This is a genomic window from Natronoarchaeum philippinense, assembly GCF_900215575.1.
Taxonomy (GTDB): domain Archaea; phylum Halobacteriota; class Halobacteria; order Halobacteriales; family Natronoarchaeaceae; genus Natronoarchaeum; species Natronoarchaeum philippinense.
Genome location: NZ_OBEJ01000001.1, coordinates 905,871 through 920,995, shown reverse-complemented (window position 1 = coordinate 920,995; position 15,125 = coordinate 905,871). Strand labels below are relative to the sequence as shown.

14 protein-coding genes and 1 tRNA gene are annotated in these 15,125 nt (G+C 61.1%); 10 read left to right on the top strand and 5 right to left on the bottom strand.

The features are described from left to right. The first annotated feature begins 2 nt into the window (after window positions 1-2). Window positions 3-524 carry a DedA family protein gene (locus tag CRO01_RS04625; protein WP_097007918.1) on the top strand — a complete coding sequence of 174 codons (522 nt, stop codon included), beginning with the start codon at window positions 3-5 and terminating at the stop codon, window positions 522-524. Window positions 525-576: 52 nt separating this feature from the next. On the opposite strand, the gene CRO01_RS04620 is transcribed toward CRO01_RS04625, so the two are convergent. Continuing rightward, on the bottom strand, window positions 577-1,965 hold the full coding sequence (locus tag CRO01_RS04620) for an aryl-sulfate sulfotransferase (protein WP_097008341.1): 1,389 nt from the start codon (window positions 1,963-1,965) through the stop codon (window positions 577-579). A 243-nt stretch (window positions 1,966-2,208) separates the two neighbouring features. Between CRO01_RS04620 and CRO01_RS04615 the strand changes: the two genes are divergently transcribed. Genes CRO01_RS04615 through CRO01_RS04605 form a run of 3 tightly spaced genes read left to right on the top strand, consistent with a single transcriptional unit; the run spans window position 2,209 to window position 5,195 of the window. Continuing rightward, window positions 2,209-3,075: a hypothetical protein gene (locus tag CRO01_RS04615; protein WP_097007917.1), complete on the top strand. Its 867-nt coding sequence runs from the start codon at window positions 2,209-2,211 to the stop codon at window positions 3,073-3,075. Window positions 3,076-3,124: 49 nt separating this feature from the next. Continuing rightward, complete coding sequence (locus tag CRO01_RS04610) at window positions 3,125-4,096, top strand: glycosyltransferase family 4 protein (RefSeq protein WP_097007916.1); 972 nt, start codon at window positions 3,125-3,127, stop codon at window positions 4,094-4,096. Window position 4,097: 1 nt separating this feature from the next. Then, window positions 4,098-5,195 (top strand): glycosyltransferase, encoded by a 1,098-nt coding sequence (locus CRO01_RS04605; RefSeq protein WP_097007915.1) that lies wholly within the window; start codon window positions 4,098-4,100, stop codon window positions 5,193-5,195. Between the two features lie 5 nt (window positions 5,196-5,200). Here CRO01_RS04605 and CRO01_RS04600 read toward each other — a convergent pair whose 3' ends face one another. Then, a complete protein-coding gene (locus CRO01_RS04600; protein WP_097007914.1) occupies window positions 5,201-5,995 on the bottom strand; it encodes a helix-turn-helix transcriptional regulator in 795 nt (264 codons plus the stop codon). 226 nt (window positions 5,996-6,221) lie between these two features. Between CRO01_RS04600 and CRO01_RS04595 the strand changes: the two genes are divergently transcribed. The 4 genes from CRO01_RS04595 to CRO01_RS16315 all read left to right on the top strand — a co-directional run bounded on the left by CRO01_RS04595 (window position 6,222) and on the right by CRO01_RS16315 (window position 10,840). Continuing rightward, the gene (locus CRO01_RS04595; protein WP_097008340.1) at window positions 6,222-7,223 is read left to right on the top strand and encodes a DMT family transporter; all 1,002 of its coding nucleotides are present in this window, start codon (window positions 6,222-6,224) and stop codon (window positions 7,221-7,223) included. A gap of 74 nt (window positions 7,224-7,297) precedes the next feature. Beyond that, window positions 7,298-8,569: an AAA family ATPase gene (locus CRO01_RS04590; protein ID WP_097007913.1), complete on the top strand. Its 1,272-nt coding sequence runs from the start codon at window positions 7,298-7,300 to the stop codon at window positions 8,567-8,569. A gap of 437 nt (window positions 8,570-9,006) precedes the next feature. After that, window positions 9,007-10,005 carry a tyrosine-type recombinase/integrase gene (locus CRO01_RS04585; RefSeq protein ID WP_097007912.1) on the top strand — a complete coding sequence of 333 codons (999 nt, stop codon included), beginning with the start codon at window positions 9,007-9,009 and terminating at the stop codon, window positions 10,003-10,005. 64 nt (window positions 10,006-10,069) lie between these two features. After that, the gene (locus CRO01_RS16315) at window positions 10,070-10,840 is read left to right on the top strand and encodes a hypothetical protein (RefSeq protein WP_143824903.1); all 771 of its coding nucleotides are present in this window, start codon (window positions 10,070-10,072) and stop codon (window positions 10,838-10,840) included. 273 nt (window positions 10,841-11,113) lie between these two features. Here CRO01_RS16315 and CRO01_RS04580 read toward each other — a convergent pair. Next, window positions 11,114-11,188, bottom strand: a tRNA-Val gene (locus CRO01_RS04580). A gap of 53 nt (window positions 11,189-11,241) precedes the next feature. Then, window positions 11,242-11,499 (bottom strand): DUF7553 family protein, encoded by a 258-nt coding sequence (locus CRO01_RS04575; protein ID WP_245838500.1) that lies wholly within the window; start codon window positions 11,497-11,499, stop codon window positions 11,242-11,244. Between the two features lie 410 nt (window positions 11,500-11,909). On the opposite strand from CRO01_RS04575, the gene CRO01_RS04570 reads away from it, so the two are divergent. Together CRO01_RS04570 and CRO01_RS04565 are read left to right on the top strand one after the other, a co-directional pair. After that, the gene (locus CRO01_RS04570) at window positions 11,910-12,860 is read left to right on the top strand and encodes an MBL fold metallo-hydrolase (protein ID WP_097007911.1); all 951 of its coding nucleotides are present in this window, start codon (window positions 11,910-11,912) and stop codon (window positions 12,858-12,860) included. Then, a complete protein-coding gene (locus tag CRO01_RS04565; protein WP_097007910.1) occupies window positions 12,857-14,587 on the top strand; it encodes an adenine deaminase C-terminal domain-containing protein in 1,731 nt (576 codons plus the stop codon). Before CRO01_RS04570 ends, CRO01_RS04565 begins: the two co-directional genes overlap by 4 nt. On the opposite strand, the gene CRO01_RS04560 is transcribed toward CRO01_RS04565, so the two are convergent. Next, window positions 14,584-15,117 (bottom strand): cob(I)yrinic acid a,c-diamide adenosyltransferase, encoded by a 534-nt coding sequence (locus tag CRO01_RS04560; RefSeq protein WP_097007909.1) that lies wholly within the window; start codon window positions 15,115-15,117, stop codon window positions 14,584-14,586. The genes CRO01_RS04565 and CRO01_RS04560 overlap by 4 nt on opposite strands. Window positions 15,118-15,125: the final 8 nt, after the last annotated feature.

The following is a 15,125-nucleotide window of genomic DNA, read 5'->3' as shown; positions in this document are numbered from 1 at the left end:
GAATGCTGCTACAGGCCGAGTATCTGCCAGAGTGGGTCGAGACGTGGCTCAGCTCCGAGCTCGGCCTGCTCGTGCTCTTTGGCATCTGTATCCTCGAAGGCGCGATGATGTTGCGGTTCATGCCGAGCGAACTCGTCGTGCCGGGCGCGCTGCTGGTGATGGGCGCTTCGCCCAGCACCGTCGTCCTCGTCGTCATCATCGCCGTCATCGGGACGACGATCGGCCAGTACCTGCTCTTTCGCCTGCTCCGCCGGGGCGGCCGCGAGTACCTGCTCGAAAAGCGCTGGTTCCGCGTCTCCGAGTCCCGCCTCGACACGCTCGACCGGTGGTTCGATCGCTGGGGGCCCATCGCCGTTCCGGTGAGCAACTCGATGCTGATGATCCGCGGGCTGTTGACGATTCCCGCCGGGCTCTCGGAGATGGACCACAGGAAGTTCGTCGTCCTCTCGGCGATCGGTTCGCTATCCTTCCAGACGATTCTCGCCGGTCTCTACTTGGTGTTCGGTCACGTGCTGCTGTTCTGACGGCCGTCCCGTCCGGCGGCGTCGTGCGCCGAAAAAAGTCGTACCGTAACCGTCAGCCGCCGCGGCGCGTGACCGGCGACCGGAACGTGATGCCGGCGTCGCCGAGGCGCCACCGCGTTTCGAGGCCGATCCAACTCAGCGCGATCAGGATGGCGACGAAGGCCGCACCGAACTCGGTGTCGCCCATCCACACCGGCGAGACGAACACGATCGCGTTGTGGATGCGATGAGGCACCAGTCCGACGACCGTCGACTCGACGCGGTCGAACGGATCGAAGCCGAAGGCGCCGCCGTCGCTCTCGTCGCTCTCGGCGACGGTTTGGGATTCGAGGCCGAGCTGGCGGGCGCTCTGGCCGCCGGCGCTCTCGTCACCGGTTTCGAGGCGCTCGGCGTCGTAGGGAAGCGACATCGGGACCTCCCAGACGATGTCGCCCGACTGGTTCACTTCCAGCACGCGCTTGCCGTTGGAGTCGGCGATCAGCGTGTTGCCGTTGGGCAGTCGGTCGGCGTCGCGGGGCCACTGCATCTGCTCGTCGGCCCACTCCCACGTACGAACCCACTCGCCGTCCTCGCGCTGGAACTCCTGCACGCGGCCGTTCTCGGAGTCGGCCACGACGACCGCGGGGCCGCCCTGCGATTCGGGGATGTAGTCGGGGTTGTGCTGCTCGTACTGGATGTCGTAGTTGTCCTCCTCGCCGAGCGTCCAGTCGTCTTGCATCCCGGTCGTCCGGTTGATGAACACGACCTGATCCTGATTGCGCAGACTCGCCATGATCCGGCCGTCGGGGAGCACCTCAACGTCGTTGAGGTGGGCCCAGTCGCCGGGGTAAGCACCGCCCTCGTCGAGCGGGAACTCGCTCTGGGCGTCCCACATCCACGTGATGATCTCGGTCTCGGTGTTGACGATGAACACCTGATCGGCGATCATGTCGGCCACCGCGACGTGGGTCTCGTTGATCCGGTCGATGTCGTGCCACTCGGCGGCGGTCTCCTGATAATCCATCCGCTCGTAGAGGATCTCGGTTTCGCCGGTCGAGAGATTCGTCCGTTCCAGAAGGTTACGCGCACACGGCGGCGCCCGGCAGTTCGGACCTTCGGTGTGGATCGTGTCGGTCGCCGCGTACTCGACGGTCATCGAGGTCCCCTCGACGGGGTCCACGTCGAAGTACTTCGTGTGGCTGTTGTTGTAGTACTGCAGACTCCCGTTGGGGTTGTACGCGATGATCGTCCCGTAGCGTCCGGACTCGGTGATGACCGTATGATTCTCGGTCGGCGGCGCCTCGGGCACCGCCTCGGCGTTGGCGGTCGTCGTCGCCGTCGCGGCGCCGTAGGCGAGCACACCCGCACACAGCAACAGCACGCCGACGAACGCGATGCGAAGGTGGTTCCGCGAGATCCGATCGCGTGCCTGCGCGACGCCGCTGCGCGCTCGGCTGACCAACTCGCCGGCCGGTTCCCGTAGGTCCGACTCGGATTGCTCGTCGTTGGTCACGGTACTCCTCGCGTCGCCGCACGTCGATTCACAGCAGACCTGTCCATACTCGGTGTTCCAATGTCGGCACAATAGGAGTTGTGCTTTCTCAACACTGCACGTACCGGCGATAGCAACCCGTTTGATACGCTCTACCGCCCGTCGAACGTATCGGAAAGCATATAGAGCTACGTTCGAATCTTCCGACGACTGATGCAGGACCAGCGCTTCCTCGAATCAGAGTGGGACTACTGCATTGTACTTGACGCGGCCCGGTACGACGTCTTCAGTGACGTCTACGACGACTATCTCGACGGGTCGCTCGAAAAGCGCTGGAGCAAGGGCTCCTCGACGCCCGAGTGGGCTTATCGCACGCTCGATGGCGATCACGACATCGCCTACTTCTCCTCGAACCCCTTTATCAACGATCTGGGCATCCCGCTGAACGAACTCAAGTGGGGTGCCAGTTGTGACTACGAGTGGACGGCATCGAATCACATCTCGAACGTGTTCGACGTCTGGAAGACCGGCTGGGACGACGATCTGGGCACGGTGCCACCCGAGAGCATGACTAACGCGTTCCGCCAGAATCAGGACGCCGTCGAGGAGGCTGACCGGACGGTGATCCACTTCATGCAGCCCCACGCACCGTATCTCACGCGCGGCAAGGGCCAGAAGCTCAAGCAGATCCGCAAGGGCATCCGGCGACAGGAGGAAGAAGAGTCCGGCGAGGATGGCAGCGGCGGCGGCATCCTGTCGTCGATCGGCAACACCGTCCGTCCGAAAGTCGAGAGCGTCCTCGAAGAGAGCCAGTTTGCGATGAAGGCGGGACTGTGGCTCGAACTCGACCCCGTGAGTCTGCTCCGGGACGGCACCCGCGCGACGGCGATGTCGTACTACGAGGAGAACCTCCGGATCGCATTGGAGGAAGTCGAGGACCTCGTCGAGGAACTCGACGGCGATGTCGTCGTCACCGCGGACCACGGAGAGGCCTTCGGCGAGGAGGGCGTCTGGGAACATCACATCGAGACGCACATCCCCGCGCTGATGGAGGTTCCGTGGCTCGAAGTCGACAAGTAGCCAGCTCCGCGTCGGCGGATGCCGTCGCTCACCGCCCGGAGGGATCGAAATGAAGGTCAGCCACTACTTCGAGTTCTCGGATTCGATCACTGGCGGCATCGCCGAGTCGGTCCGTCACCAGCGCAAGATGCTCGACCGCCAAGGGATCGACTACACCGTCGAGCCGACGCTGTCGGCCGACGTGCTCCATCTCAATCTGATGGGGCCCCGATCGGTGGCCCATGCCGTCAGAGCCCGGCGCAACGACGTGCCGGTCGTCATCCACACCCACGTCACCGCCGAGGACTTCGGGGACAGCTTCCGATTTACGAACGCGCTAGCCAAACCGCTTCGGCCGTACCTCCGCCGGGCGTACGCGCTCGGCGACCGGCTGATCTGTCCCTCCGAATACAACCAGAACTTGCTCCGGTCGTACACCGACACGCCGACGACCGTGATCTCTAACGGCGTCGACCGCGAGAAACTAGAGGGATTCGAATCGCTCGAAGCCGAGTACCGCGAGCGCTACGACCTCTCGGAGCCGACCGTGTTTCAGGTCGGCCACGTGATCAAGCGCAAGGGCTTGGAGACGTTCGTCGAGACCGCCCGGGAGATGCCCGAACTGGACTTCGCGTGGTTCGGGCCGCTCGAACTTTCCTTGAAGGGCCGCGAGACGAAGCAGTTGATCCGGGAGTCGCCCGATAACTGCACGTTCCCCGGCTTCATCGACGACATCCGCGGCGCCTTCGCCGCCGGCGACGTGTTCTTCTTCCCGACCCACGAGGAAAACGAAGGCATCGCGCTGCTGGAGGCGATGACCGCCGGCAAGCCGGTCGTCGTTCGGGACATCGACACGTTCCAGTGGCTCGAAGACGGCCACGACTGTCTCAAGACCGACGGCGAGTTCCGCGCCCAGTTAGATAGATTGAAACAACCAGAGCTACGACACCAACTCGGTGAAAACGCCGCCGACACGAGCGAGCAGTTCGCCCTCTCGAACACGTCCGAGCAGCTGCGAACGCTGTACGAGGAGTTGATTTGATATGAAGATCGGATTTTTCACCGACAGCTATTTTCCCGAGATCGACGGGGTGACCTACACGATCAAACACTGGCGCGAGAAGCTAGAGCAGGACGGTCACGAGGTGTACGTCGTCTACCCCGACGGCGACTACGAGCCCGGCGACCGCGAGATTCCCGTCCCCTCTGTCCCGAACCCGTTTTACAGAGGCTATCGCGTCCCACTGTTCGTCCGTCTGTCGACGCTCCCCGAACTGGACGTAGTCCACTGCCACGGCCCGGCACCGGTCGGCATTCTCGGGCGACTGTACGCGTGGAAAAACGACGTGCCGTCGATCTACACCCACCACACACCGCTCGAAGAGTACTTCCCCCAGAGCGTCAAATCGGAGCGTCTCGGCTCGATGCTGGCCTCGGCGTACGTCCCGTGGGAGAACTCCCTGCTGGATAGCTTCGACGCCGTGACCGCCTCGACCGAGCGCATCGAGCGCGACGTGGACCACGTCCAGCTCCCGGTCGGCATCGACCTCGATTTCTTCGAGCCGACCGAAGAGGACTGGTATCCCGACCGATCGGTCGTCGGCTACAGCGGCCGGATCAGCGGCGAGAAGAACGTCCATCGAGTCGTCGAGCTGGCCGAGCGACTGCCCGACCAGCAGTTCGTCATCGTCGGCGAGGGGCCGTGTCGGTCGAAGCTCGAAGATCGGGCGCCCGACAACGTCGAGTTCAAGGACTTTCTGCCCCGCGAGGATTTGCCGACGTTTTACTCGTCGATCGACGCCTTCGTCACCGCCTCGACAGCCGACACGCTGGGGCTATCCACGCTGGAAGCGAACGCCTGTGGCACGCCGGTGGCCGCGACCGACGCCGCGCCGTTCGAGACGACGATCCAACGGGACAACGGCGTCCGGTTCGAGTACGACGACCTCGACGACATGGCCGCGGCCGTCGAGTCGTGCTTGACAGACTCGCGGGACACGCGCAGCGCCGTCGAGGAGTACTCCATCTCCCACACGCTCGACCGCCTCGAAGAGCTCTACCGCGAGGTGACGCTGGCCGCGGATGCGACAGCAGAACCAGCCGGCGCGCGCAAGTTCTCCGAGCGCGAGCACACCGACTGAGCCCGCTATTCTTCGAACTCTTCGACCGACAGCGGCGTCGCCGCCCGCCAGTAGTGATCGAACGTGTCGTGGGCCCACGACCGGACGGCGGCGTCGTCGGTGTCGACCGACGCCTGCAGGACGCCGTTCTCGTCGCGCAGCAGTAGATGCACGACATCGTCGGCGATCGTCACCGCGAGCGGGATGCCGTCTTCTCGGACCCGAACGGCGGCGTCGTCGGCGTCGAGCAGCGACGCCAGCCGCTGTCGAAGATCCGCACTGCCCGCCAGCGCGTCGACCGCGCTCTGGGAGAGAACGACCCGAAACGTCTGCTCGCCGGCCGTCACCCGATCTTCGATCACCGCGAGGCTCTGTTCGTTGAACGCGTGGGAGAACGCCCGAATCTCGTCGGCGGACCGTTCGAGATCGAGCAGCCGCTGAACCGGCGCGTTGGGCCGCGTCTGGCTCGGAACGGTGATCGTGGCGTCGGCCAGATGCTGCAGATCGAAGTCCATCGCGTGAGTCGGCAGGTACCGAACGATATCGCGCAGTTCGCTCTCGGTTTCGAGAATATCGAGCAGGTCGGTAAAGCCCTCGGCGACGAGCCGTCCCGTCGCCGTGGCGACGTACTGGCCCTCCTCGCGGCGGACCCACGACCGGTCCTCGAAATCGCCCAGAATCCGCCCCAGCGTCGCCTGCGAGGCGCCGGTGGCGTCGGCCAGCTCGGTTCGGGTGTGACGGCCCGACGCGAGGTGGCCAAGCACTTCGACGCGGTTCGACGAGAGCGCGAGGAACTCGATCTCCTCTAACGCGGATTCCATATCGGACCTCGGTCACGTCGCCCTATACTCCTTTCGCACGCTGAAACGATTGCACTACGTGCAACGACCGCGCGCCACTTTCTGAATTTCTTGCCGTGAAATACTTTCTGAACGAAACTATATGCCCGCATCTCCTACCGATATGTAAGATGAGTCTCTCACTTCGCGCACCGACGCTTCTTCGTTCGGTGCTCGGTCCCGCAATCACACGGAGGTGGGCGTAATCGTGGCCGACCGCCGGACGATCCTCGCCTTCGTCGCCGCAAGCGTCCTCTTTGGCGGCACGTTCGTCGCCGCGAAGGCCGGGCTGTCCTACTTCCCGCCGCTGCTGTTCGTCGCGCTGCGCTTCGACGTTGCTGCCGTCGCGCTGGCGGCGTTCGCGGTGGCGACGACCGACCGCGAGGGACTGATTCCGCGCACCCGCGGCGACGCCGTCGGCATCGTCGCCACCGGCGTGCTGGCGATCGGACTGGCTAACGCCTTGCTGTTCGTCGGCCAGCAGTACGCCACCAGCGCCGTCGGCGCGATCGTGTTCAGCCTCAACCCGATCCTCACGCCCGTGTTCGCCGCCGTCTTGCTGGCCGACGAACGGCTTTCGGCCCGCGGCGCCGTCGGGATGGTGCTGGGACTGGTCGGCGTCGCGCTGGTCGTCGATCCCTCGCTTGCGATGCTGGTCGACGGCGGCGTCGGCAAGCTGTTCCTGTTCGCGGGCGCCGTCAGCGGCGCGCTCGGGAGCGTCCTCATCCGCCGAGCCGAGAGCACGCTGTCGAGCACCGTTCGGACCGCGTGGGGCCTGCCGCTCGGCGCTGCGCTGTCGCACGCGCTCAGTCTCGGTGCCGGCGAGTCTCCGGCCGCGATCGTCTGGACGCCGGAGGCCGTGCTGGCGCTGGCGTACGTCGGCCTCTTCGCCGGCGCCGTCGCCTACATTGCCTACTTCGGGCTGCTCGACCGGGCCGGCGCGATCAGGGCGAACCTGATCTTCTACGTCGTCCCCGCGGTCTCGACGCTCGGCGGCTGGGCACTGCTCGGCGAGTCGATCGCGCCGCTGGCGATCCTCGGCTTCCTGACGATCTTCGCCGGCTTCGCGGTGCTGGGCAGCGAGGAGGTCGACGCGGCGGCGCTACGCCGCCGGCTCGCAACGCGGCTGCCTGACGCCGTCGCAGAGCGTGCGGACGCCGACGACCGGCTGGGACTCGGCGAGGAACCGCGGGGCTTCGAGTCGGACTGATCGGGCGGTCGAAATTGGGGTGTTCCAATTTCACGACAATTATTTATTCATTGTTCGCTTTAAGAACCAACACGATGTTAGTTCACGACGTTTTTACACCCGGCGACTATCCTGATTATACCTATGTAGAGAGGGAACAAGGAGAGTATGAACAAGACTTACAATTCCGCCTCCAAGGATCTGCCTCTATTATATCTCTCTCTGGCCCATCCAAATCTGGAAAATCAATGTTATTAAATAATGTGGTTGAGAAACTAGGATATAATTTAGTGACTGTTCATGGGTCAAATATAGGGTCTGCAGAGGATCTGTGGTCAAAGACCTTAGATGAATTAACTGCTCCGCAGAGTACTGAACAGATTTCATCAGAAGAAGAAGAAGCAATAAAAGATGGGAAAGCGGGTGTCAATACTCCTGTGGTGAATATTGGAGCCGGAGGAACAAAAAGAAACAAAGAGTCCACTGAACAGGCTGAAGTCTATGACCGAAGAGGCTTGAGTCAAGTGATTGACTTAGTAGATATTAATAAATTTGTGCTGTTTATTGATGATGCTCATTATATTGATAAACAACTTCATGCGGAAATTGCTGAATCTATCAAAGATGCATACGAACGGGGAATGTCTATTTGTGTAGCGTTTATTCCATATCGAAGTGATGATCTGATCCGAGCAAACCCAGACCTTTCAGGCCGAATTGATGCTATCAAGTTAGACTATTGGGACATTTCAGATTTAATGTCAATTGGCGAAAAGGGGTTCGAAAAACTGAATTTACATCCACCGGAGTTGATGTTACAAAACCTCGCACGAGAGTCGATTGGCTCACCACATCTGATGCAGAAGCTATGTTTAGAACTCTGCAATGAGATTAATGTTCTAAATCAGAAAGACGAGATGAGTCCAATGACTGTAGAATCAAGTGACATAAAAAATGTTCTTCGTAAAACGGGGAATGGACTGGATTATTCAACAATATATGATATAATGAGTGGCGGTGCGGCAAAGCGCGGTGGACAGCGGAACATCTTCAATTTTGGGAATAGACAGAATGGGGATGTCTACGATGTGATCGCCCGAGTGATTGCGTCTAACCCGCCAAAACTCACTCTTGATCAATCCGAAATCACTAAAAAAGTTGATGATATTTGTTATAATAACAAACCACAAAGCGGAAATTTGACTCAAGCGATTCAGAGAGTTGATAAGTGGATTTCTGAATCAAATGGAGATGAGCACGTATTTGAGTGGGTTGATGATCGGAAAAATTTAGAAATTCCAGATCCATATCTGGTGTTCTATCTCCGATGGTCAGATAAAATTGATTTAGAACCGCACCTTCATTAGTATCCACTAGTGAAATTTACAATTATCCTATGTAGACGGGTTTGGCGTCGAACCGCGTCGAGACGTGCTCGCTCCGCTGCGCGCGACTCGCCTGCTTCGACTCCGCAGCCCATAGTAGGCGGCGAAGGCTCCTCGCTACGCTCGCCGCGTTGCGCCGCCAGAATATGGTTAGGGCGGAGTCGAACCGGAGGAAGACGTGATCATTTCATTGCGCGCGTCTTCTAGGGTTCGATCCGCCCAACGCTACGCGTTGCTCCTCACCTTCGTTCGTCGCAAAACGCGTAGTGGGTTGGGGCGGAGTCGAACCGCCGACACCCGACGAAACGGGGCCGTACACCGAAAATACGGCCGTTTCGCCGGGGACGCGAGAAGCTCCAACCCGAGAACCGTCATGTGGAAATCTAGATCGCACACTCGGATCGGGGGGTCGGTATACCATGACGCGAAACATCTCACCCCAAGGAGCAGTAGATCGCTACCTGAAAGAACGAAAACCGGAGATCGCTGAATCGACCTATCACAATCACAAATACACGCTCAATGCGTTCGTAGAGTGGACCGAAGAAGTGGACATTGAGGCCGTGTCGGAACTCGACGGGATGTACCTCCACGAGTTCAAACTGTATCGTCGAGAGCAGGGCATCAACGAAGTCACGCTCTACGGCAACCTCTGCACCATCCGCGTATTCGTCCGGTGGTTGGAGTCGATGGAACTCGTTGATGAGGGTCTTGCTGAGGGGATGATGATCCCCGATCCCGACGACGATGCGCGCGACGAGATGATCACCGAGGAGACTGCGGAGAAGATTCTTGATTACTTAGACAAGTTCGAGTACGGAACGCTCCGCCACGCACTCTTTGCCGTACTGTGGACGACGGGCTTCCGAATCGGAACGGTCCGGTCACTCGATCTTGACGATTACTATCCAGAGGAGCACTACATTGAGGTCGTGCATCGCCCTGAATCGGGTACGCCGCTCAAGAACAAAGTCGAGGCAAATCGAGAGGTGAATCTCCACGCTTGGGTCTGTGAAATATTGGACGACTACTTCGAGATGCATCGACACGACGTGACGGACGATCACGGACGGGACCCTCTACTCACAACTTCGCAGGGTCGTCCAGCTCGGTCAACGCTACGACAGCAGATTGCCGGGTTGACTCGGCCATGCCACTATACAGGAGATTGTCCGCATGGACGGACGATTTCCGACTGCGAGGCAAACTCCTACAAATACGCTCAACGGTGTCCATCGTCTGTGTCTCCCCACTCGCTTCGACGGGCCGCAATCACCAATTGGCTCAACGAGGGTCATCGGAAAGAACTGATCGGAGATCGAATGAATGTGAGTCCGAAAACGCTCGACAAACACTACGATGCGCGGACAGAGAGTGAAAAGCGTGAACTTCGATCAGAACAATTCAATATAAAATAGGTGAATTGGCTTCTTTTACAGGCCTGTCGTTAGATCTTTCTGACATGAGGGATTTAAACCGATCATGTTCTTAGCCGCCAAAACAATTCGCTTCTTCCGCAAACACACTGGCAATATCTTCCATTATTCAAAACAAGCGGCAGTTGCCAGCTTTTCCATATTTGCGTATTCTATTTCAACAATTCTCCTCGTATTGACCGGAATTGTCTATATCGCAGAACCCCCTACGGAGCTCATAGCAATCGCTATCGATTTGTTTCTTGCATCTCCTCCACTCAGTGTCACAATAGCCCTCTTCTCGGCAATCATTTACAAGATTCGACTGCTTTCATACCTATCATATATTGATCCTCATGACCAACATCCGGTTCTAGACTTCTTATCCGGTGGATTCCTCTTTACAGGTGGCTTCATTGGGTTCTTTGCGACTATTGGATATTTTGAAAATATAACTTCCGCAGGAGCTAGTGAGGGGGTTGATATTTTGATAGAAATCCTAATTCTGATTGGGGTAGCCAGCATTATAATGTTTTTCGCAGCTGTAACTGCTAATGGTGGCTCCAGAATTATTTCTAATTCATTGAGTGCTTTACTTGCCATACGGAAGATTAGAAAATTGCCAGAGATCCTATACGGAGTGTATCAACATCACCTTCATCGGTTGCGTCTGATCATTAATACTTATCGTGTGATCTCTATCTATGCTACAAAAAACAACATTTCTACCTACCGGGCTGCTATCCAAATATTCAAATACGGAATGGAGCAGATCGAACCCATTGATCATTCAACCGTTCATACAGCCACAGAGAACTATCAAAAAGATCCTCAATAAAGCAAAACGAGACACTGCACCTTCTTTATGATGTCTCTATTGTTACTTGTTAGTTAGTTCTCGGGAGTGAATTATGCGCCTTGATGCATTGAGCGGGTGAGGGAGAGAGCTACATTCAAGACTGGCTCAGATGACCGGTTTCCCTAACGAGATCTTCTTCCCGTGGCGGGGTATCGACAAATCAGCATGGTCACCCAGTGAATTGGATCAACTGTTGACGCCGTCACACTACCCTCTGGCGATTCGCTACTTCATCAGGAAGAAGGTACCAAATGGGTTGGGGCGGAGTCGAACCGCCGACCTGCTCCGTGTGAAGGAGCCGTCATAACCAGGCTAGACCACCAACCCGGTACAGACTCGGATACTCGGAGCCGAGACTTAAGACTTGCTTCTCGGAGTGATCACGTCCCGCGGTATCGCCGGACGCGACGGCGGGCATCGCCCGCGAGGGCACGACCCGCCTCGACCGCGCGCTCGTCGGCGTCGTGGAGGGACGTGCGAACCCGATCGACACGGGTCGGTTCGGGTTCGTCCTCGGTCCCGGCGAGTTCGCGGCCTTTCGCTACGACGGGATCGAGCGTCTCGACGACGCCGAGCGTCGCGTGTTCGACCGTGCGTCCCAGATAGTACCGCGCATCGTGGAAGTGCCTGTTCACCATATCTGTTCGTACGCAAGCAACAGATATAGCACTTCCGGCGTCAGGCTGGTGACGTGTCACGGCCATTTTGTACCAGAACGCCCGACGAGCCAGCCACAACGGTGTCGATGCCGTTTCGTTGACGCATCGTCCGGCGTGGTGGATCTTTTAGGCTAGCCGAAATCGGTGGCTTTAACATATTGTTAGGCATACCTAAAATCACGGCGTCGGAGGTTACGGTGGATGACTCCTGCTCCTCCGTCCCGTGGTGTACCAGCAGTTGGACCGGCGACGGTCCCGACAGACGGTCGAGGTTCCGTGGGCATCGGACTCGACACGTCCCGTAGCATCTCTCTCTTTCCGACAACGCTCGACGCCGAGTCACCGGTTCACAAACGGTTTTACTACTCGGCCGTCGAACCCCACCACGAATGTTCAGCCGGCTCTCGATCCCGACGCCGTTCCAAGTAGGCCCGGTCAACGCCTACCTCGCCGGACGGACGATCGTCGATCCCGGTCCCGACAGCGACGAGTCGTGGGACGCCCTGACCGAGGGGCTCGCGGCCCGCGACCTCGCACCGGGCGATCTCGATCGCGCACTGATAACTCATCCCCATCCCGACCACTTCGGCGCCGCAAAGCGACTTCGTGAGGCCGGCGTCGAGGTGCTCGCCGCCCCTGCGACTGCACAGATCGTCGGGGCGTTCGAAGACCGATTGGAGTACGAGCAGTCCTATTTCAGCGAGCTGTTCGCCGCTCACGGGATGTCCGAATCGACGGCCAGCACGGTCGTCGATCTCCCGCAGGCGTATCTCCCCTACGCGCCGGACTGCGAGATCGACCGGACGCTGGCCGACGGCGAAACGCTCGAAGTCGCCGACGATACCATTACCGCCGAGGCCGTCGAGGGCCACGCCGCGGGCGAGTTGCTGTTTACCTTCGAGGCCGCCGGCGGAGAGCGTGCAATCGTCGGCGACCACGTGCTCGGCGAGGTGACGCCGAACCCGCTCTTGCAACCGCCCGCCGAACAGGGCGGCGAGCGTCCCCGCGTGCTCCCGGCGTACAACGACTCGCTCGAAACGCTCCGGACGCGCGAGTTCGACCAGTTCCTGCCGGGCCACGGCGACCGGATCGACGACCCGCTCGGGCGGATCGACGAGATGCTGGCCGCCCACGAGGACCGCACCGAGAACGTCCGGGCGCTGGTCGAGGAGCCGATCACCGCGACGGCGGTGATGGAGGGGCTGTTCGACGACCTGCCCGTCACGGAGTATTTCCCGGCGATGAGCGAGGCGATCGGCCACCTCGACGTGCTCGAAGCGCGCGGCGCGGTCGCCAGTTTCGAGGACGAGGACGGACTCGTCCGGTACGAGGCAGCATGAAGCGCGCACAGGCTGTCGCGCTCGGCGAGGCGCCGGCCGATCTGGTCGTCGCCGGCGGGCGCGTCTTCCTTCCGGAAACCGGCGAGTTCCGTGCGCTCGACGTTGCCGTCTGTGACAACGAGGTCGCCGCGCTTCCCGACGACGCGAGCGATGTGATCGGCGAGGACACCCGCGTGATCGACGCCGACGGCCGGGCCGTCCTCCCCGGCTTCATCGACGCGCACACGCACGTCGACACGGTCCAGACGCTCGAAAACGCCTACCACTACGCGCTGGAGGGCGGGACGACGACGCTCGTCACCGAAACCTCGGGACTGGGCGGCGTCTTCGGCGCCGAGGGCGTCGAGGCGCTGCTTGCCGCTACCGCCTATCTGCCGATCACGGTCAAGGCGACCGTCCCGCCACAATCGTTGGCCGACACGTTCGGCCCTGCCCGCGCCAGCGATTCCGAGGCCGACGAACTGGTCGACCTGCTCGACGACGACCGGATCGTCGGCGTCGGCGAGACCGACTGGATCCACGTCGTCGGGCGCGACTCGCCCATCGAGCGCCTCCACGAGCGCGCGCGCCGCGAGGGCAAGCGCAACTGCGGCCACGGCGCGGGCTGTGACGGCGCCAAACTCTCGGCCTTTGCGGGCGCGGTCGACAACGACCACGAGGCGATCTCGACCGAGGGCGTCGTCGAACGCGTCGAACGCGGCATCCACGCGATCGGCCGGTACGGGTCGGTCCGCGACGACATCGAGGCGATCGCCGGGGCGGTCGACCGCGTCGGCGCCGCCGAACTGTCGCTGTCGACCGACGGGATGTGGCCCCGGAAACTGATCGACGAGGGGCTGATGGACGCCGTCGTTCGGCGGACGATCGACGCCGGCGTCGAGCCGGCCGACGCGATCCCGATGGCGACGCTGAATCCGGCGCGTCACTTCGGCCTCGACGACCGGGGAAGCCTCGCGCCCGGCAACGCCGCGGACATCCTGATCGTCGACGACCTCGAAACTGTCAACGTCACGACCGTCGTCAGCGACGGCGAGGTCGTCGTCCACAACAACGAAGTCCGGGTCGCGCCCCGGAGCCACCAGTACCCCGATCGCTTCTACGACGCCGTCGACGTACGGACCGACCCCGAGGAGTTCCGCGTTCCCGCAGACGCCGCCGACGCCGACGGTCGTGTGCGCGGGATCGAACTCCGCGACGGACTGGTGTCGGCCGAAACAACTGTCGAACCCGCAGTTGAGGACGGCGCGCTCGTCGCGGCGCCCGAGCGCGATGTCGCCAAGGTCGCCCTGCTCGACCGCCATCCCGACGCCGACGGCACAGGGTTCACCGGCTTCCTGTCGGGCTACGGCATCGAACGCGGCGGCGTCGCCACGAGCATGACGATGGAAGCGACCGGCGTGCTCGCCGTCGGCGCCGACGACGCCGACCTCCGGGCGGCCGCCGAACGGGTCGACGACCTCGGCGGGGGCTGGGCGGTCGTCCGCGACGGCGACGTGATCGCCGAGCTCCCCTACCGCGTCGGCGGCTGTGCTGCCGATCTGGAGGTCGAAGAAACCGCGAAGCTGCTGGACGCCGTCGAGAACGCGCTCGGCACGCTCGGCGTCGGCGTCGACCGGCCGCTGATCTCGCTGGCGTCGCTCCCGTTCGTCGGCGTCCCGACGATGAAACTCACTCCCGACGGGTACGCTGACGTTATCCGACAGGAACTGGTCGGACTCGAACTCTAGTACTCGGGATTTTCCTCGCGGACGCCGTCGCGTTTGTTCACTACGCGCGCGAGGACGAACAGCGCGTCCGAAAGCCGGTTGAGATACTCGACGGCGTCGTCGTTGATCGTCTCCTCGGCCGCCAGCGCGACGGCCCGGCGCTCGGCGCGCCGGCAGACGGTCCGCGCGTGATGGAGGCTGGCGCCGCTGTCAGCTCCGCCCGGCAGGATGAACTGTTCGAGTGGGTCTAACTCGTCGTCGTAGGAGTCGATCAGCGCCTCCAGCTGGTTGGTGTGGCCGGACTCGACTACGGGATCGTCGTCGTCCGGATTGGGATTGGCGAGGTCGGCCTGCACGACGTGGAGGTGGTTCTGGACCGTTTCGAGGTGGTCGTCGACATCGTCGTGGCCCGTCGGCCGGACGGTCCCCAGCAGGGCGTTCAGTTCGTCGACGGTCCCGTAGGCCTCGATGCGCGCGCTCGTTTTCGACACGCGAGACATATCTCGCAGGTCGGTCATCCCCTCGTCGCCGCGGCCGGTGTATATCTTCATGTCCGGGC